Genomic DNA, 18,982 nt, shown 5'->3' with positions numbered 1-18,982 from the left:
TTGCCTGGCGGCGATAGCGCGGTGGTCCCACCTGACCCCATGCCGAACTCAGAAGTGAAACGCCGTAGCGCCGATGGTAGTGTGGGGTCTCCCCATGTGAGAGTAGGGAACTGCCAGGCATCAAATTTAGCGTGCTGATATGGCTCAGTTGGTAGAGCGCACCCTTGGTAAGGGTGAGGTCCCCAGTTCGACTCTGGGTATCAGCACCACTTTTTAGGTTAAAGTTCGGCACGTTGTAAAGAATTTGCCTGGCGACAATAGCGCGGCGGTCCCACCTGACCCCATGCCGAACTCAGAAGTGAAACGTCGTAGCGCCGATGGTAGTGTGGGGTCTCCCCATGTGAGAGTAGGGAATCGCCAGGCATCAAATAAAACAAAAGGCCCAGTCGAAAGACTGGGCCTTTTGTTTTTGTTATATCTGTTGTTTGACGATGAGCGCTCTCCGGAGCAGGACAAATCCGCCGGGAGCGGATTTGAACGTTGCGCAGCAACGGCCGGAGGGTAGCGGGCAGGACGCCCGCCATCATTCCCAGGCATCAAATAAAACGAAAGGCTCAGCGGAAGACCGGGCTTTTTTGTTTTTTGCGGCCAGACGCGCCGCCAGCTCCCCCGGTGGCGCTGCGCTTACCGGGGCTACAGACCCCGTAGCCCGGAAAAGGTGCGCAGCACCGCCTCTGGGGAAAGCAGCGGTCATATCAACGTAAATGAAAGGCCCAGTCGTGTGACTGGGCCTTTTGTCTTTCTGGCGACTGAGCCGAAGGGAACGCCTCCAGGCTGAGCATTTGTGGAGCGGAGTTGCTAACGAGTCAGCGCGACGATCCCTAACGTGAGGCCGGCTACCGCGGCGGCCCCCCCGGCGATCGCACCTGCGGTGTCCCAGTTGTCTTCTGTTGTGCCTTTCATACAGGTATTGGTGTGGACTAAGCGGCCTTGCGAGTCATAAACCGGCACGCAAGGAGAGTCATGGGCACAGCCTGCCAGCAGAGATGCCAGCAGCGCCACGATTAAATACTTTTTCATGATATTACCTCTGGATAATCCGCAGGGTTGTACTGAGAGCCAGTGCAGAACGGAATGGCTTATTTTATCACCGCGGATTGTCCGGCCCGGATGCCGAAATCATCTCAATTTATGAGCCGCGTAAATATCGTGAAGATAAGCCCGGGAATATGCAGAAAAGATGGAGAGAAAGATTGTGATTCAGCGATGCTGCGTGCGATGGCGGTTGCCAGACTGCGGGGAGTTTAGTTTAGCTGGCGACCAATATTCCATGCAAAAAAAAGCGCCCGGAGGGGGCGCCTTCAAGACATAGCCGAATTATTCAGCGTGCCGGGTAAAGCGTCGCCTAACGACCACGAAGAACACCGGGACAAAGAAAATCGCCAGCAGTGTCGCGGTAAGCATCCCGCCCATCACGCCGGTGCCCACTGCATTCTGAGCCCCGCTACCGGCACCATGGCTAATCACCAGCGGCATAACCCCGAGGATAAAAGCCAGAGATGTCATAAGAATAGGGCGCAGACGCATCCGCGATGCCTCCAGCGTGGCCTCAATGATCCCTTTCCCTTCTTTCTCCATCAGATCCTTGGCGAACTCAACGATCAGGATCGCATTCTTTGCCGACAAACCGATCGTAGTCAAAAGACCGACCTGGAAGTAAACGTCATTATTCAGCCCACGCAGCGTGGCGGCTAACAGCGCGCCAATGACCCCCAGTGGAACCACTAACATGACTGAGAAGGGGATCGACCAGCTCTCATACAGCGCTGCCAGGCACAGGAAGACGACTATCAATGAGATGGCATAAAGTGCAGGCGCCTGGTTGCCGGAGAGCCGTTCCTGGTAAGACATCCCGGTCCAGTCGTAACCGATGCCGCTCGGCAGTTTACTGGCCAGTTGTTCCATCAGGGCCATGGCTTCCCCGGTACTTTTTCCTGGCGAGGCTTCACCGAGGATCTCCATGGACGGCAAGCCGTTGTAGCGCTCCAGACGCGGCGAGCCATAGATCCAGCGTGAAGTGACAAAGGCGGAGAACGGAACCATTTCGCCGTTGGCGCTACGAACGTACATGTTGTTAATGTCGCTCGGCAGCATACGGAAATGGGCATCAGCCTGGACGTACACTTTTTTCACGCGGCCGCGGTCGATAAAGTCATTGACGTAGTACCCCCCCAGCGCCGCGGATATCGTTTCATTGATATCGGAGAGGGATACGCCCAGCGCCTGCGCTTTTTCCTGATCGACATCCAGTTTGAACTGCGGCGTATCTTCCAGCCCATTGGGCCGTACCCGGACCAGCTGATCCGGATGCTGTTTCACCATACCGAGCAGTTGGTTTCGCGCCTGGGTCAGGGCGGTATGGCCAAGTCCACCCTGGTCGATCAGCTCAAAGTCGAAGCCGGTGGCGGTACCCAGCTCAATAATGGCCGGCATGTTGAACGGGAAAACCATGGCGTCTTTTATCTGGCTGAAGGCCACGGTGGCCCGTTTAATAATCGACTCAACGTTGTTTTCATCACCGCTACGCGCTTCCCAGGGTTTCAGGCTGACAAACGCCATGCCGGAGTTTTGCCCCTGGCCGCTGAAGCTGAAGCCGTTAACGGTAAAGACGCTTTCAACATTGGCCTTCTCGTTATGCAGATAGTAGTCGGTTACGGTATCCAGCACCTTCTGCGTGCGCTCCTGGGTCGCGCCGGAAGGCAGCTGGATCATGGTCAGGAAGACGCCTTGATCCTCGTCGGGCAGAAAGGACGTGGGCAAACGCATGAACAACACGGCCATCCCCACGACTATCACCAGGTAGATCACCAGATAACGGCCTGTTCCACGCAGAATGCCGCTAACGCTGTTGGTATAGTGATTGACGCTCTGGTCAAAGCGGGCGTTAAACCAGCCGAAAAATCCTTTTTTCTCATGGTGTTCGGCTGAGGCTGGCTTCAACAACGTGGCGCAGAGCGCCGGCGTCAGTACCAGCGCAACCAGCACGGAGAGCGCCATGGCGGAGACGATAGTGATCGAAAACTGACGATAAATCGCGCCAGTCGAGCCGCCGAAAAAGGCCATCGGGACGAATACCGCAGAGAGCACCATGGCGATACCCACCAGCGCCCCCTGGATCTGCGACATCGACTTTTCTGTCGCTTCTTTTGGCGAGAGCTTCTCCTCAACCATTACACGTTCGACGTTTTCCACCACCACGATGGCGTCATCGACCAACAGGCCTATCGCCAGGACCATGCCAAACATCGTCAGGGTGTTGATGGAGTAGCCAAACATCGACAGTACCGCAAAGGTACCCAACAGCACGACAGGAACGGCAATCGTCGGAATGAGCGTTGCGCGCATGTTCTGCAGAAACAGATACATGACAAGAAAGACGAGGATAATTGCCTCAAAGAGCGTTTTAACCACTTCGTGGATGGATATTTTGACGAAAGGGGTCGTATCGTACGGATAGACAACCTTCATCCCCTGAGGGAAGTAGGGCTGTAGCTCGGCCAGCTTCGCTTTAATCGCGGTGGCAGTATCCAGCGCGTTGGCGCCGGTCGCAAGCTTAATACCCAGACCAGAGGCGGGTTTACCGTTAATTCTCGCGACGACGTTGTAGTTTTCTCCCCCCAGCTCAATGCGGGCGACGTCTTTCAGATGGACGACCGAACCATCGGCATTGACCCGGAGTGTAACCTTGCCAAACTCCTGCGGATCTTTAAGCCGCGTCTGAGCGATGATCGACGCGTTCAGTTGCTGACCTTTCAGCGCCGGCGTACCGCCCAACTGACCCGCGGCGATCTGATCGTTCTGAACCTTCAGCGCATTGATGACGTCGACCGGCGTGAGGTTGTATTTATTCAGCAAATTGCCGTCCAGCCAGACGCGCATGGCGTACTGCGCGCCGAACAGCTGCACATCGCCCACGCCGTTGAGGCGGCTGATAGGGTCTTTCACGTTGGAGGCGACATAGTCAGAAATATCGTCCTGGGTGGTGGCCGGGTTATCAGAGATAAAGCCGGCAACCAGCAGGAAGCTGCTGCTGGATTTTTCGACGCTAATCCCTTGCTGCTGTACTTCCTGAGGCAGCAGCGGCGTAGCCAACTGCAGTTTGTTTTGCACCTGCACCTGGGCGATATCCGGATCGGTGCCGGACTTAAAGGTGAGCGTAATGGTTACCGAGCCAGCGGAGTCGCTGGTTGACGACATATACATCAGGTTGTCGATACCGTTCATATTCTGTTCGATAACCTGAGTGACCGTATCCTGCACGGTTTGGGCATCCGCACCCGGGTAGGTGGCGGAGATCGCCACCGCAGGGGGCGCAATCGTCGGATACTGCGCTATCGGTAGCTGCAGGATGGCCAGGCCGCCGGCAATCATCATAATGATGGCCAGCACCCAGGCGAAGACCGGTCGATGGATAAAAAACTTAGACATGGCTGAGTATCCTTATTGTGCGGCCGGTGCCGCACGCTCCGCTTCCGCTTTGACGGTGACGCCTGGACGGACTTTCTGTAAGCCGCTGACAATCACTTTATCGCCCGGCTTCAGCCCGCTGGTGATGAGCCATTTATCGCCAACGGCCTGAGTCGCGACCACTTCCCGGGTTTCAACCTGGTTTTTGTCATTCACCAACATCACGGAGGCATCGCCCCGCGGCGTGCGGGTCACTCCCTGCTGCGGCACCAGGATGGCCTGTGGATCGACACCTTCGTCTATGCGAGCACGGACGAACATCCCCGGCAGCAGGGCATGCTGCGGGTTAGGGAAGATAGCGCGTAGCGTGATAGAGCCCGTGCTTTCATCGACAGTGACGTCAGAGAACTGCAGCGACCCTTTAAGCGGATAGGCCTGGCCGTTCTCCATCACCAGCTCAACGCTTTTTGTATCACCGCCGCGCTGCAGGCTTTCCTGCTTAAGGCGCATAAAGTCATTGCTGGACTCCGTCACGTCGACATAGATGGGGTCGAGCTGCTGGACGGTGGCCAGGGCATCCGACTGACCGTTGGTGACCAGCGCGCCCTCGGTGACGCTCGATTTGCCGATGCGCCCGCTTATGGGGGAGGTCACTTTGGTGTAGGCCAGGTTGATACGGGCGGTGTCTACGGCGGCTTTGGTGGCGATGACGTCGGCGTCGGCCTGGCGTGCAGTGGCCACCGCCTGATCGTATTCCTGCTGGCTGATATATTTGGTACCCAGCAGTGGAACGTAGCGTTTCACCGTCAAATGGGCGATGGCGGCTGCGGCTTCGGCCTTGGCCTCATCGCCTTTCGCGCTGTTCCAGGCGGCCTGATAGGTTGCCGGATCGATCTGATAGAGCGACTGACCTGCTTCGACATCACTTCCTTCAACAAAGTTACGCTTCAGGATGATACCGCTCACCTGGGGGCGGACTTCCGCCACGCGAAAAGCAGAGGTGCGGCCTGGCAGTTCGGTGGTGACCGACAACGGCGCACTGTTCACGACATGGACCGTCACCTGCGGCGCCTGTGCATGGGGTTGCGGGTTGCCCGAATTATCGCAGCCGGTAAGCAACAAGGCAGAGATAATTAAACCGGATAAAAGTGTCACTCTGGCGTGAGTTGTCATTGCGGTTCCTTATAGATTACGAGCCAAATTCGGCGGCGAATCTGTGAAAGAAAGAGGGAATCAAAAAGCAGTTTGCCATCCTACAAATAAACGCCATTGGATGTAAGAGATACTTATTTTTAAGCAATCAGCAAGGCACGCAAAAACAAAAAAATGGCCGATCTGTTTTTACTATTTATCTTAATTGTAAAACATAATAAACAGACATTGTTTTAATGAATGAGTTGGCTATTAATATTCATTAAGGTGATTCGTTGGTTTTCTACATCAGAATTAGCTTGTCTGCATTTTTGCTAAATAATATTGTGCACCGAATGTTAGATTAAGGGATCTTCAGAAAAATCTATATTGCCTGTTAATCGGGAACTGAGATCTTATATGGCGAGAAAAACCAAAGAGGAGGCGCTGCGCACGCGGCAGCTCCTGATTGAGTCCGCGATCCAGCAGTTCGCCCTGCGGGGGGTGACCAATACGACCCTGACGGATATCGCTGATGCGGCGGGGGTGACTCGCGGTGCCGTATACTGGCATTTTGCCAGTAAGACCGAGTTGTTTAATGAGATGTGGCAGCAGCAGCCACCGCTCAGGGATTTGATTCAGCAAAACCTGGCGACAAGGAATGAGCAGGAGCCCTTAAAAGATTTGCGCCAGCGATTTATTGCTGGCCTGCGCTATATTGCTGAGAATCCTCGCCAGCGTGCCCTGATGCAAATCCTTTATCAACGCTGTGAGTTTGCCAGCGATATGTTATCGGAGAGCGAAATTCGCCAACGCATTGGATTTAACTATTCCGTTATTGGCGGCATTCTGCAGCGCTGTGTGCGTAACAATATATTGCCAGCCGAAACAAATATCGACGTGATATTAATTGTTTTACATAGCGCCTTTTCCGGCTTGATTAAAAACTGGCTGCTTGAACCGCAACGCTTCGATCTGTATCAGCAGGCACCTGCGCTGGTGGATAATATTATGGCGGTGGTCTGTGTTGCTCGTTTATCGCAGGAGCCTGTACTGCGGGTAGTGAATCAGTAATGTGTTCTGTCGGCGCAGATAATAAAAAAGGCGCTTCCCCATGCCGAAGAGCGCCTTTTATATCAAGCAAGCAACTGACTAGTATCAGTTCATGCCGTATTTTTTCAGTTTTTTACGCAGTGTACCGCGGTTGATGCCCATCATCAGGGCTGCGCGGGTCTGGTTACCACGGGTGTATTGCATCACCATGTCCAACAGGGGCTGTTCAACTTCAGCCAGTACCAGCTCATACAGGTCATTCACATCCTGACCGTTCAGTTGAGCAAAATAGTTCTTCAGTGCCTGTTTAACCGAGTCACGCAGGGGTTTTTGAGTTACCTGATCCTGAGAGTTAACGGTAGAAACGGTCAGTACGTCAGAATTTACGCGTTGTTCGAACATAGTTCTGTCAGCTCTTTATTTCTATTACGCAAAATTTTCGAAGTATGCCTCCAACGCCTCCAGCTGTTCGCTGGCATCCTCAATGGCGTTGAATGTGCGCCGAAACTGGTCATCTGGAGCATGTTCCTGAAGATACCAGGAGACGTGTTTACGCGCGATTCGGTACCCTTTTGCCTGACCGTAAAAGTCATGCAATTCCCGAACGTGCGCACAAAGCAAGCGCTTAACCTCTGCCAGTGGCAGCGGGGGCAGCAGCTCTCCAGTGTCCAGATAATGCTGGATTTCCCGAAAGATCCAGGGTCTTCCCTGAGCTGCACGGCCTATCATCAGGGCATCAGCCCCTGTATAGTCGAGCACAGCTCTGGCTTTAAGCGGGTCAGTAATGTCACCATTCGCGATAATCGGAATGGAAACTTTCTGCTTAACTGCCCGAATACTGTCGTACTCAGCGTCTCCGTTAAACAAGCAGGCGCGGGTGCGTCCGTGAATAGTCAGAGCCTGAATGCCACACTCTTCGGCCAGTTGGGCAATCTCTACGCAGTTACGGTGTTCCGGTTCCCAACCGGTGCGAATCTTGAGAGTCACAGGAACGTCCACCGCGTTGACGACCGCCGTCAGGATTGACTTCACCTGCTCGGGGTACTGCAAGAGGGCTGAACCTGCAAGCTTGCGATTCACCTTTTTCGCCGGGCATCCCATATTGATATCTATAATCTGGGCGCCACTTTCCACGTTAATCCGCGCGGCTGCAGCCATCTCTTCCGGTACGCTACCGGCGATTTGCACGGTACGAATACCGGGCTCATCAATATGCACCATCCGTAAACGGGACTTGTCGCTCTCCCACACCTGTGGATTAGAGGACATCATCTCGGAAACGGTTAAACCCGCTCCCATCTCATAGCACAGCGTCCGGAATGGTCTGTCAGTAATGCCAGCCATGGGCGCTGCGATCAGGCGATTTCTGAGCTGGTGGTGTCCGATGCGCATGAGTTAAGAAATGACCATACTGTGACTGCAAGGCGGCGTATATTACGCATTTTTTGCACGAGATGAAAGGCCAAACTTTGAGCAATCCTCTGTTGCAGATCAATGAATCCGGGACTAGCGTAAAAGCGATGAATAAATACTTATATTAATCATTACGTTAATTGATGATGGGTAATTTGTGTCCATTTATAAAATCGTAAAACTTCTCGATTTTTCTTAGATAAACTCGCTACCTGACGGCATAAAACGCTGTTTTTGTAGCCAAAAAAGTACTCTGTAGTGCGATCTGCCTCTCATTTCCAGGCATTATTTGGTGGCTACTGGAAACAAAAATGCGGCCCGCAGGCCGCATTGTGCTTAGTTTTTCCGGCCGGTGATCCGGCACCACTCCTCTTTCTCCACCACCGGGTCGAGGGTGAAGAGCGGGGCGTAGGCTTCGCAGACGCTTTCCGCCTGGCTTGCCAGAATGCCGGAAAGGCCCAGCAGGCCGCCTGTAACCGGCAGGACGCTGATTAATGGGGCCAGCTCACGTAACGGGCCCGCGAGGATGTTTGCGACCACGACATCGGCTTTCATGGCTTCTGGCTGATCCTGCGGCAGATACAGTTCAAGACGCTCGGAGACGCCGTTACGCTGGGCGTTATCACGGCTGGCCTGGATGGCCTGTGGGTCGATATCAATCCCGATCGCTTTAGCGGCACCCAGTTTCAGGGCGGCGATCGCCAGGATGCCGGAACCGCAGCCAAAATCGATAACGGTTTTGCCCTGCAGGTCGAGGCCGTCGAGCCACTGCAGACACATGGCGGTAGTGGGATGAGTGCCGGTACCAAAAGCCAGTCCCGGATCAAGCATCACGTTGACCGCGTTCTCATCGGGGACATCGCGCCAGCTCGGACAAATCCACAGGCGCTCACCGAAACGCATCGGGTGGAAGTTATCCATCCACTCGCGCTCCCAGTCTTTATCTTCCAGCTGTTCAATTTTATGCGCAAAGCCGGCGCCGAGCAGCGGATGCTGCTCCAGTTGGGCGACGACCGCTTTCATATCGGTTTCGGCATCGAACAGGCCGATCACGTCGGTATCGCCCCACAGCCGGGTTTCCCCGGGCAACGGCTCAAATACCGGCGTATCGTGCGTATCCTGGAAGGTGATGGAGACCGATCCGGCCTCCATCAGCGCATCGCTAAGATCTTCTGCGTTCGCGCCGGTAGTATTTAGTTTCAGTTGGATCCATGGCATAGCAAAACTCTTTATTTATCAGTAGTCATCACAGGGGCTGGCGGGACGGGTTGGCCGAAACGGTTCCCGACGACAAAAGCCAACAAACTTAGCAGTAGCGAGGGCACGATAGGATGGAAGCCCAGGAACTGAATATGAAACGTCGCGAGCACGGCATACAGCACGCCGCCCACCAACATCGCGCTGAGCGCCCCGGCAGCGTTTGCTCGCTCCCAGTAAAGGCCCAGCACCAACGGCCATAAAAACACCGCTTCCAGGCCGCCGAAGGCCAGCAGATTGAGCCATATAATCATTTCCGGCGGCCGCCAGGCGGCCAGCATCATTAATATACCCAGCACTAAGGTGGCGATCGTTGAGATCCGCTTGAGCTTCTGCTCATTGCGTTTTTTTGTTGGCTGCGCGCTGAGCCACAGATCTTTAATGATCGTAGCCGATGCCTGCAGTAAATGGGCGTTCACGTTCGACATAATCGCGGCCATCGGCGCGGCTAAAAACAGTCCTGCAGCCCACGGCGGCAGCACCTGGACCATCAACGTGGGGATCACCAGATCGGGCACGGTGAGGCCCGGCAGGACGGCGCGGCCAAGAGCGCCGGCGAGATGCATGCCGAACATCAGAATCGCCACGACGATCGTGCCAATGACAATCCCGCGGTGCACGGCTTTGCTGTCTTTATAGGAGATACAGCGTACGGCGGTATGCGGCAGGCCGATAACGCCGAAGCAAACCAGCACCCAGAACGAGGTCATAAAGGTGGGGGACAGGATATCATCCGCACCGTGCGGCGACACCAGCTGTGGGTCGATCCGCTGCAGTGTGTCCACCGCCTGATGCAGGCCGCCGGCAGCATGGACGACACCAACCAGCAGGACGATCGTCCCGATCAACATCACCATTCCCTGCATCGTATCGTTGAGTACGCTGGCGCGGAAGCCGCCGAAAGCGGTATACAGCGCGATGGTGATCCCAAAGATCAGCAGACCGGTTTCGTACTTGATCCCGGCAGCGGTTTCCAGCAGGCGCGCGCCGCCAATAAACTGCACCGCGATGGCCCCGACAAAGGCCACCAGCAGGCTGACGCTGGCAATCCATACCACCGCGCGGCTTTGGTAGCGCGCCTGCAGCATATCGTTAAGGGTAATAGCATTGTAGCGTCGCGCCAGGATCGCGAACTTCTTGCCGAGGATCCCGAGAGAGAGCCAGATCGTCGGTACCTGGATCATCGCCAGCAGTACCCAACCCAGCCCATATTTATAGGCGGCGCCGGGGCCGCCTATAAACGAGCTGGCGCTAATATAGGTGGCGGTGAGGGTCATGGCTAATACAAACCCCCCCATCGATCGACTGCCGAGGAAATACTCGCTAAGGAAGTTCCCGGTGCTGCGTTTACGCATCGCGTAAATCGACAGCCCGAAGACCACAAACAGATAAGCGATCAGCACCACGATAATCTCAAGCTGCATCGTTATCCTCCAGAGAGATATCACGGAAGATAAAGCGCACCATCGCCCAGCACAGCAGTATAAACAGCAGCGGCACCAGCAGGCAGGCCATTTCAAACCAGTGGGGCAGGCCGGTAAAACCGATACTGACGCCCGGCAGATAGGCCGCCGCCAGCCAGGCGGCAAGATAGAGAAGGGTCAGCCACAGCGCCCAGCGCGCTTCTTTATGGGCCTGAACAAAGCGTTTGTCCATTTTTTGTCCCTTGAGGATGAAGAAAGCGGGGATTGTACCGCATGGAAAAGTCGAGGGGAGAGAAAAAGAAAAAAGGCCGGATTAACCGGCCTTTTGCAGCAAATACAGGATTATTTTTCCTGCAGTCCGAGCTTTTTCTCCAGATAGTGGATGTTAGTGCCACCATGCTGGAAGTTCTCGTCGCTCATAATGCGCATCTGCAGATCGACGTTGGTTTTGATGCCATCGATGATCAGCTCCTGCAGCGCATTCTTCATGCGGGCAATCGCCACGTCACGGCTTTCGCCGTAGCAGATCAGTTTACCGATCATGGAGTCATAGTACGGCGGTACGGTGTAACCGGCGTAGATATGAGACTCCCAGCGCACGCCAAAACCGCCCGGCGCGTGGAAGCGGGTAATTTTACCCGGGCTCGGCAGGAAGGTGTTCGGGTCTTCGGCGTTGATACGGCATTCCACCGCATGGCCTCTGACGACCACTTCATCCTGCTTGATGGACAGCGGCTGGCCAGCTGCAATACGCAGCTGCTCTTTGATCAGGTCAACGCCGGTGATCATTTCGGTAACCGGGTGTTCTACCTGAATACGGGTGTTCATTTCAATGAAGTAGAACTCGCCGTTTTCGAACAGGAACTCGAAGGTGCCCGCTCCGCGGTAGCCGATATCCACACAGGCTTTCGCGCAACGTTCGCCGATGTAGCGACGCAGTTCCGGGGTGATGCCCGGCGCCGGCGCTTCCTCGACCACTTTCTGGTGGCGACGCTGCATGGAGCAGTCACGCTCTGCCAGATAGATAGCGTTACCCTGACCGTCCGCCAGTACCTGGATCTCGATGTGGCGAGGATTTTCCAGGTATTTCTCCATGTAGACCATGTCGTTATTGAAAGCCGCTTTCGCTTCCGCTTTGGTCATGGAGATAGACTGCGCCAGTTCGGCGTCGCTACGCACAACGCGCATACCGCGACCGCCGCCGCCGCCGGAGGCCTTGATGATCACCGGATAGCCAATGCGTTTGGCATGGGCGCGGTTAGCGTCCATATCGTCGGTCAGCGGGCCGTCAGAACCTGGAACGGTCGGGACGCCGGCTTTCTTCATCGCGGTGATTGCGGACACTTTGTCGCCCATCAGGCGGATAGTGTCGGCTTTCGGACCGATGAAGATAAAGCCGGAGCGCTCAACCTGCTCGGCAAAGTTGGCGTTCTCGGAGAGGAAACCATAACCCGGGTGAATCGCTATCGCGCCGGTGATTTCCGCCGCGCTGATGATAGCCGGGATGTTGAGATAGCTTTTTACGGACGGAGCCGGGCCAATACAGACCGTCTCATCCGCTAACAATACGTGTTTTAGATCGCGATCCGCGGTGGAGTGCACAGCGACGGTCTTGATGCCCAGTTCTTTACAGGCACGCAGGATGCGCAATGCGATCTCGCCACGGTTAGCGATGACAATTTTATCCAGCATGTTCGCCTCGTTACTCGATAACTACCAGCGGCTCGTCGAATTCTACCGGTTGGCCGCTTTCGATCAGAATGGCTTTCACCACGCCGGCTTTGTCGGCTTCGATCTGGTTCATCATTTTCATCGCTTCGACGATGCACAGGGTGTCGCCCACGTTAACTTTCTGGCCAACTTCCACAAACGCTTTCGCGTCCGGGCTTGGCGTACGATAGAAAGTACCAACCATCGGGGAACGTACGATGTGACCACTGATTTCCGCTTTTGCCGGCGCTTCAGCTGCAGCAGCTGGTGCGGCAGCCGCGGCGGCAGGCGCCTGAGGCTGCATCATCGGCGCAGCATAAGCCTGCTGCATAACCGGATAGCTTGCGACCGGTGCAGAGCGGCTGATGCGAACAGACTCTTCGCCTTCAGAAATTTCCAGTTCGGAGATACCTGATTCTTCAACCAGCTCGATCAGTTTTTTAATCTTACGAATATCCATGAGTGGGTTCCGTACTCTTTGTTTAGTGTGATTGTGACAGGCGTTTTACCGCCGTCTGTAAAGCGTATGAATAGCCGTCCGCCCCCAGTCCGCAAATGACGCCAGCGGCGACATCTGACAGGTATGAGTGCTGGCGGAAGGGTTCGCGTGCATGCACGTTGCTCAAGTGAATCTCGATAAACGGGATGTTCACGGCAAGCAACGCGTCACGGATTGCTACGCTGGTATGCGCGAACGCGGCCGGATTAATCAGGATATAGTCCACGTTGTCTTTAGCCTGATGAATTCGGTCGATTAACGCATACTCCGCGTTGGACTGCAGGTGATCCAGGCTCACATTCAGCGCCGCCGCCTCAGATGTTAAACGGTTAACAATTTCAGCCAGCGAGAGGGTGCCATACTTATCAGGCTCGCGGGTACCGAGCATGTTAATGTTTGGACCATTCAAAAGCAAAATGTGAAACTTGTCAGCCATCGTGTGGCGATCTCCTGCCATCTTCGGGTAAAAAACAACATATACCTTCAATGCGCCCTTGTCACCTTTTCAGGGTCAGAAAACCCCGTCAGGAAAACCAAAGTCGCACATTATAACGATTTCGTAGCAATTGGCAGCTAAATACTGGTCTTATCAGGGAAGATTATCAACCGCTATCGTAAAAAGAGTCGCGGTTGATAAAAGATCTGCGGGAAACTGCACATTACCGGATTCAGCGCCACCACTGGCGGAACTTCTTATAACGGCATGCCAAAAGCACCACCGCCAGCAGGGCATAAATGATGGGCTGCGGCGAGACGATCTTCACTGACCACAGGTAGTGAATCGGCGCGAGGATCGCCACCAGATAGACGAAATTGTGCAAAAGTTGCCAACGACGGCCCAGTTTTCGCTGCATCGCCTGCGTCGAAGTCGCCGCCAGCGCCAGCAGGATCACCCAGCAGATCATGCCTAACGTCAGATAGGGGCGATTGATAATCTCCGAGCCCAGCAGCGCCAGATTGTTAATGCCCAGCTCCAGCAAGGTGTAGCTGGTCAGGTGCAGCGTCGCCCAGGCAAAACACCATAAACCTAACAGGCGGCGAATGCGAATCAATAATGGCTGCTTCGCATAGCGCGCCAGCGGGGCGACCAGCAGAGTCGCCAGCAGAAATTTAAGCGCCATCCTGCCGGTAAAGTGCTGGATATCCTTGGCCGGATCGGCGCTAAAGTAGCCCTGATGCCCGGCCCAGAACAACCAGACCAGCGGTAAAAACCCCGCCAGGTGGAGGAAGACTTTCAACCACGCGATCTGTTTGACGGTGAAACGCACTAGAAGTTCTCCCGCAAGTTCATACCGCGATACAGTGAGGCCACCTCGTCGGCATAGCCGTTAAACAGCAACGTCGGCTGACGTTTCACATCGAGCACACCGCCTGATCCGATGAACCGCTCGCTGGCCTGCGACCAGCGGGGATGATCGACATGGGGATTAACGTTGGCAAAGAAGCCGTATTCGTCCGGCGCCGCCAGATTCCAGGTGGTCGGCGGCTGCTCGCGCGTCAGCTCAATGCTGACGATGGATTTAATGCCTTTAAAACCGTACTTCCACGGCACGGTCAGGCGGATCGGCGCGCCGTTCTGCGGCGGCAGCGCTTTGCCATACACGCCGACGGTAAGCAGCGTCAAGGGGTGCATGGCTTCGTCAAGTCGCAACCCTTCCACGTAAGGATAAGCAAGTCCCCCGCCGATAAAACGATCTTTCTGCCCGGGCATTTGATCCGGGGCGTAAAGGGTTTTGAAGGCGACATAGCGTGCGTTGCTGGTGGGTTCCACCAGCGCCAACAGTTTATGCAGCGGGAAACCGACCCAGGGAACGACCATCGACCAGGCCTCCACGCAGCGCATACGGTAAATGCGCTCCTCCAGCGGAAAGCGTTTGGTCAGATCGTCATGGTCAAGGGTCAGCGGCTTCGCCACTTCACCGCCGATGGTCAGTGTCCAGGGATCGGTGCGCAGGCTACCTGCGTTCGCCGCCGGGTCGGCTTTATCGAGGCCGAATTCATAAAAGTTATTGTAACCGGCGACCTTATCTTCCGGGGTGAGCGTCAGATTAGCCTGCCACTCGGCGGGTTTAGCAAAGTCCAGGGCCTTGCCCGCCGGGGCCGGCGGGCGGTCATTTCCTTTAAACCAGTCCAGCAGATCGGCCTGCGCGGCGGCGGGAAGCGAAAGCGCCGTCGCGCTGATACCCAACATTTTCAGCACCTGGCGCCGCTTGAGCATAAAAACGGATTCGGCCGTGACGTCGGCTTCCGTCAGTTTTTTTCTTTTCATGGTGTCCTCCGTCATGCGTTTCCCTAAGCATGACGGAGACGACGATTTATCGCGAATATGTCACGAAAAATTGCAGATTAGGATGAGGAGCCGCCGCCGAAGCAGAGGCGCGGTCGTCCAGGAATCATCGGAAAGTGGCGCAAGACGTTTCCTTTACCGCGCATGACCCGGCATCTTTAGCAGGGAAAAGAGGGCGGCAAGCAGGCCAAACGGTAAACCGGTAATAATTTGCGTCGCTGGCGCGGGTTTGCCATCCTGCGTCTAAAATTAAAGCGCTTCTGGCGCAGGCCGCAGGCGGGCAATGATTGGCAAATTTTTTCTGCCGACTATACTCGCTATCGGCATACTTTCGCCGATAATACGCATTCCATTGCCAGACTCGCCATCTTTGATAGTATGCGTCGCGCTTTAAAAGGTTAATGCTAGCGGCAAGGCGCGCGCCAGCACGGGAGCCTGATGGTTCATCGGGCAGTCATTCACTCGCGGAGTTAACACAGGGATGCGATTAACGACGAAGTTCTCAGCCTTTATCACGCTGCTAACTAGCCTGACCATCTTTGTCACGCTGATTGGCGCTTCGCTGAGTTTTTATAACGGCATTGAGAACAAGGTCGAAAACCGGGTTCAGGCGGTGGCGACCATGCTGGATAACCGGCTCATCACCACCTCTTTTGATCAGCTTGAGCCGCAGCTGGATGAGCTGATGACGCCGATCGAGATCGTGCATATCGATTTCATGCTTAACGGCAAACCACTCTACAGCCACTCCCGAACCGACAGCTACCGCCCGCTTGGCAGCCATGAGCAATTCCGTGAGATCACGGTCCCGTCGCTTAAACACCCCGGTATCACTCTGCATCTGGTCTACGTTGACCCAATGGTGAACTATTTCCGCTCGCTGTCGATCACGGCCCCGTTGTCGATCTCCATCGGCTTTATGGTGGTGATTATTTTCTTCGCCGTCCGCTGGATCCGCCGCCAGCTGGCTGGTCAGGAGCTGCTTGAGCTGCGTTCCACGCGCATCCTGAGCGGCGAGCGCGGGCCGCAGGTGCGTGGATCGGTCTATGAATGGCCAGCCAGCACCAGCAGCGCGCTGGATATGCTGCTGTCGGAGCTGCAATTCGCCAGCGATCAGCGCAGCCGTATGGATACGCTGATTCGCTCCTATGCGGCACAGGATTCTAAAACGGGCCTGAATAACCGCCTGTTCTTTGATAATCAGCTGGCCACGCTGCTGGAAGACCAGGAGAAAGTGGGCGCCTACGGCATCGTCATGATGATCCGTCTGCCGGAGTTCGATCTGCTACGGGACAACTGGGGACGGGCGGCCGCCGAAGAGCATTACTTCACGCTTATCAACCTGCTCTCTACCTTTATTATGCGTTATCCCGGCGCGCTACTGGCGCGCTATCACCGTAGCGACTTCGCCGTGCTGCTGCCGCACCGCACGTTAAAAGAGGCAGATAGTATCGCCGGGCTGTTGCTGAAGGCCATGGACGCACTGCCGCCGACGCGCATTCTCGATCGCGACGATATGATGCATATCGGGATCTGTGCTTTCCGCAGCGGGCAATCGACAGCGCAGGTGATGGAGCACGCGGAAGCGGCAACGCGCAACGCGGTGCTGCAGGGTAGCAATAGTTGGTCGGTTTACGATGACACCCTTCCTGAGAAAGGTCGCGGCAACGTTCGCTGGCGGACGCTGATCGAACAGATGCTGAGCCGCGGGGGACCGCGGTTGTACCAAAAACCTGCCGTTACCCGCGATGGCCGGGTGCATCACCGTGAACTGATGTCGCGGATGTACGACGGTAAAGAAGAGGTGATCGCCGCCGAGTACATGCCGATGGTGCTGCAGTTTGGTCTGGCGGAGGAGTATGACCGCCTGCAGGTGACGCGCCTGCTGCCATTTTTAGGCTTCTGGCCTGAAGAAAACCTGGCGTTACAGCTGTCGGTGGAGTCGCTGATCCGTCCCCGTTTTCAGCGCTGGCTGCGCGATGCCTTAATGCAGTGTGAAAAATCGCAGCGTCAGCGGATTATTTTTGAACTTGCGGAGGCAGATGTTTGTCAATATATCGGCCGTCTGCAGCCGGTTATGCGGTTGGTTAACGCCCTGGGCGTTCGGGTGGCGGTCGTTCAGGCGGGACTAACCCTGGTGGGAACCAGCTGGATCAAGCAGCTGGATGCGGAGTTGATCAAACTGCATCCTGGGCTGGCGCGCAACATTGAAAAGCGCAGTGAGAACCAGCTGCTGGTGCAAAGTCTGGTGGAAGCCTGCAAAGGCATGCCTATGCAAGTTTTTGCGACGGGCGTACGCAGCCGCAGCGAGTGGTTAGTGCTGTCCCAATGCGGTGTCACAGGCGGTCAGGGGGAATTTTTTGCGGCCTCACAGCCACTTGACACAAATGTGAAAAAATATTCGCAAAGATACTCGGTTTGATCTGCCGTTTAGCGTGATTTCACGTAGAATAACGCGCGCCATCGTGAAGGGGGTGTGCTTGTCTACTCGCCGGATCATCGCAATGTAAATGCCAGTGACCCTCCTTTGACAGGTTACAAATTCAGGCGTGGAGCGCTGCTGAAGATTTCAGCAATGAACGGAGTCGGAAAAATTTGTAACAAAGGAAATGAACTGCACTAATTTTCACCGCAGCAGGTGATTTTTGCGCCTTGTCGCTGCTGCGTGTGGTTGGTAAAGTAAGCGGATTTTGTTTTCCGCCCCAGCTTTCAGGATTATCCCTTAGTATGTTAAAAAAATTTCGTGGCATGTTTTCCAATGACCTGTCCATTGACCTGGGTACCGCGAATACCCTTATTTACGTAAAAGGACAAGGCATCGTATTGAATGAGCCTTCCGTGGTGGCCATTCGTCAGGATCGTGCCGGATCGCCGAAAAGCGTCGCCGCCGTAGGTCATGAAGCGAAGCAGATGCTCGGCCGTACCCCGGGTAATATCGCGGCGATTCGCCCGATGAAGGACGGCGTCATCGCTGACTTCTTCGTGACGGAAAAGATGCTGCAGCACTTTATCAAACAAGTGCACAGCAACAGCTTTATGCGCCCGAGCCCGCGCGTGCTGGTGTGCGTACCGGTTGGCGCCACCCAGGTTGAGCGTCGTGCGATCCGTGAATCCGCGCAGGGCGCTGGCGCTCGTGAAGTCTTCCTGATCGAAGAGCCGATGGCGGCAGCGATTGGCGCAGGCTTACCGGTTTCTGAAGCGACCGGTTCTATGGTTGTCGATATCGGCGGCGGTACTACCGAAGTCGCGGTTATTTCCCTGAACGGCGTGGTCTACTCTTCTTCCGTGCGTATCGGCGGCGACCGTTTCGACGAAGCCGTGATTAATTACGTGCGTCGTAACTACGGCTCCCTGATCGGTGAAGCGACCGCTGAGCGTATCAAACACGAAATCGGTTCGGCTTACCCGGGCGATGAAGTGCGTGAAATCGAAGTTCGCGGCCGTAACCTGGCGGAAGGCGTACCACGCGGCTTTACCCTGAATTCCAACGAAATTCTTGAAGCGCTGCAGGAGCCGCTGACCGGCATCGTGAGTGCGGTCATGGTTGCTCTGGAGCAGTGCCCGCCGGAACTGGCTTCTGATATCTCCGAGCGCGGGATGGTTCTTACCGGCGGTGGTGCGCTGCTGCGCAACCTGGACCGTCTGTTAATGGAAGAAACCGGTATTCCAGTCGTGGTTGCTGAAGATCCGCTGACCTGCGTAGCGCGTGGCGGCGGCAAGGCGCTGGAAATGATCGACATGCACGGCGGCGACCTGTTTAGCGAAGAGTAGTCAGCCTGAAGGTCTGGGGTGGCTTAGCGG

The 18,982-nt window shown here is 55.4% G+C and carries 17 protein-coding genes, 1 tRNA gene and 2 rRNA genes; 7 read left to right on the top strand and 13 right to left on the bottom strand.

What is annotated here, in order from left to right:
- Positions 1 to 3 precede the first annotated feature (3 nt).
- The 3 genes from rrf (CW267_RS20560) to rrf (CW267_RS20550) all read left to right on the top strand — a co-directional run bounded on the left by rrf (CW267_RS20560) (position 4) and on the right by rrf (CW267_RS20550) (position 363).
- Positions 4 to 119, top strand: a 5S ribosomal RNA gene (rrf, locus tag CW267_RS20560).
- A gap of 14 nt (positions 120 to 133) precedes the next feature.
- Positions 134 to 209 (top strand) — tRNA-Thr (locus CW267_RS20555).
- Between the two features lie 38 nt (positions 210 to 247).
- Positions 248 to 363: ribosomal RNA gene (gene rrf, locus CW267_RS20550) — 5S ribosomal RNA — on the top strand.
- Between the two features lie 435 nt (positions 364 to 798).
- Here rrf (CW267_RS20550) and CW267_RS20545 read toward each other — a convergent pair.
- The 3 genes from CW267_RS20545 to CW267_RS20535 form a co-directional block, all read right to left on the bottom strand.
- Entirely contained in the window at positions 799 to 1,020 is a 222-nt protein-coding gene (locus tag CW267_RS20545) for a membrane protein (protein WP_004206262.1), read from the bottom strand.
- A 297-nt stretch (positions 1,021 to 1,317) separates the two neighbouring features.
- On the bottom strand, positions 1,318 to 4,428 hold the full coding sequence (locus CW267_RS20540) for an efflux RND transporter permease subunit (RefSeq protein WP_008806703.1): 3,111 nt from the start codon (positions 4,426 to 4,428) through the stop codon (positions 1,318 to 1,320).
- 12 nt (positions 4,429 to 4,440) lie between these two features.
- Complete coding sequence (locus tag CW267_RS20535) at positions 4,441 to 5,580, bottom strand: efflux RND transporter periplasmic adaptor subunit (protein WP_008806702.1); 1,140 nt, start codon at positions 5,578 to 5,580, stop codon at positions 4,441 to 4,443.
- Between the two features lie 378 nt (positions 5,581 to 5,958).
- Here CW267_RS20535 and envR point away from each other — a divergent pair, with 378 nt between their 5' ends.
- Positions 5,959 to 6,612 (top strand): acrEF/envCD operon transcriptional regulator, encoded by a 654-nt coding sequence (envR, locus tag CW267_RS20530; RefSeq protein ID WP_023298283.1) that lies wholly within the window; start codon positions 5,959 to 5,961, stop codon positions 6,610 to 6,612.
- Between the two features lie 84 nt (positions 6,613 to 6,696).
- Here the strand turns inward: envR and fis are convergent, their stop codons facing one another.
- From fis to msrP, 10 genes are all read right to left on the bottom strand, one after another.
- On the bottom strand, positions 6,697 to 6,993 hold the full coding sequence (gene fis / locus CW267_RS20525) for a DNA-binding transcriptional regulator Fis (RefSeq protein ID WP_000462905.1): 297 nt from the start codon (positions 6,991 to 6,993) through the stop codon (positions 6,697 to 6,699).
- A gap of 24 nt (positions 6,994 to 7,017) precedes the next feature.
- Positions 7,018 to 7,983, bottom strand: coding sequence for a tRNA dihydrouridine synthase DusB (dusB, locus tag CW267_RS20520; RefSeq protein WP_008806700.1), 966 nt, complete (start codon positions 7,981 to 7,983; stop codon positions 7,018 to 7,020).
- A gap of 357 nt (positions 7,984 to 8,340) precedes the next feature.
- Entirely contained in the window at positions 8,341 to 9,222 is an 882-nt protein-coding gene (prmA, locus tag CW267_RS20515; RefSeq protein WP_008806699.1) for a 50S ribosomal protein L11 methyltransferase, read from the bottom strand.
- Between the two features lie 11 nt (positions 9,223 to 9,233).
- The gene (panF, locus tag CW267_RS20510; RefSeq protein ID WP_012540444.1) at positions 9,234 to 10,685 is read right to left on the bottom strand and encodes a sodium/pantothenate symporter; all 1,452 of its coding nucleotides are present in this window, start codon (positions 10,683 to 10,685) and stop codon (positions 9,234 to 9,236) included.
- Complete coding sequence (locus CW267_RS20505) at positions 10,675 to 10,917, bottom strand: YhdT family protein (protein ID WP_012540445.1); 243 nt, start codon at positions 10,915 to 10,917, stop codon at positions 10,675 to 10,677. The genes panF and CW267_RS20505 overlap by 11 nt, the downstream gene beginning before the upstream one ends.
- Before the next feature lie 110 nt (positions 10,918 to 11,027).
- Positions 11,028 to 12,377, bottom strand: a complete 1,350-nt coding sequence (gene accC, locus CW267_RS20500) for an acetyl-CoA carboxylase biotin carboxylase subunit (RefSeq protein ID WP_008806697.1) — start codon at positions 12,375 to 12,377, stop codon at positions 11,028 to 11,030.
- A 10-nt stretch (positions 12,378 to 12,387) separates the two neighbouring features.
- Positions 12,388 to 12,855 (bottom strand): acetyl-CoA carboxylase biotin carboxyl carrier protein, encoded by a 468-nt coding sequence (accB, locus tag CW267_RS20495; RefSeq protein ID WP_008806696.1) that lies wholly within the window; start codon positions 12,853 to 12,855, stop codon positions 12,388 to 12,390.
- Positions 12,856 to 12,877: 22 nt separating this feature from the next.
- A complete protein-coding gene (gene aroQ, locus CW267_RS20485; protein WP_012540446.1) occupies positions 12,878 to 13,330 on the bottom strand; it encodes a type II 3-dehydroquinate dehydratase in 453 nt (150 codons plus the stop codon).
- Positions 13,331 to 13,562: 232 nt separating this feature from the next.
- Entirely contained in the window at positions 13,563 to 14,162 is a 600-nt protein-coding gene (gene msrQ, locus CW267_RS20480; protein ID WP_012540447.1) for a protein-methionine-sulfoxide reductase heme-binding subunit MsrQ, read from the bottom strand.
- Positions 14,162 to 15,163 carry a protein-methionine-sulfoxide reductase catalytic subunit MsrP gene (gene msrP / locus CW267_RS20475; RefSeq protein WP_012540448.1) on the bottom strand — a complete coding sequence of 334 codons (1,002 nt, stop codon included), beginning with the start codon at positions 15,161 to 15,163 and terminating at the stop codon, positions 14,162 to 14,164. The genes msrQ and msrP overlap by 1 nt, the downstream gene beginning before the upstream one ends.
- A gap of 228 nt (positions 15,164 to 15,391) precedes the next feature.
- On the opposite strand from msrP, the gene CW267_RS20470 reads away from it, so the two are divergent.
- From CW267_RS20470 to mreB, 3 genes are all read left to right on the top strand, one after another.
- Positions 15,392 to 15,583, top strand: a complete 192-nt coding sequence (locus tag CW267_RS20470; protein WP_032691257.1) for a hypothetical protein — start codon at positions 15,392 to 15,394, stop codon at positions 15,581 to 15,583.
- A gap of 79 nt (positions 15,584 to 15,662) precedes the next feature.
- Complete coding sequence (gene csrD / locus CW267_RS20465) at positions 15,663 to 17,603, top strand: RNase E specificity factor CsrD (protein WP_008806692.1); 1,941 nt, start codon at positions 15,663 to 15,665, stop codon at positions 17,601 to 17,603.
- Positions 17,604 to 17,908: 305 nt separating this feature from the next.
- Positions 17,909 to 18,952, top strand: a complete 1,044-nt coding sequence (mreB, locus tag CW267_RS20455) for a rod shape-determining protein MreB (protein WP_002918653.1) — start codon at positions 17,909 to 17,911, stop codon at positions 18,950 to 18,952.
- Positions 18,953 to 18,982: the final 30 nt, after the last annotated feature.

The organism is Klebsiella sp. X1-16S-Nf21, assembly GCF_002837615.1.
In the GTDB taxonomy this organism is placed as follows: domain Bacteria; phylum Pseudomonadota; class Gammaproteobacteria; order Enterobacterales; family Enterobacteriaceae; genus Klebsiella; species Klebsiella variicola.
The sequence above is the reverse complement of the archived record's forward strand: the minus strand, read 5'-3'. Positions and strand labels throughout refer to the sequence as shown.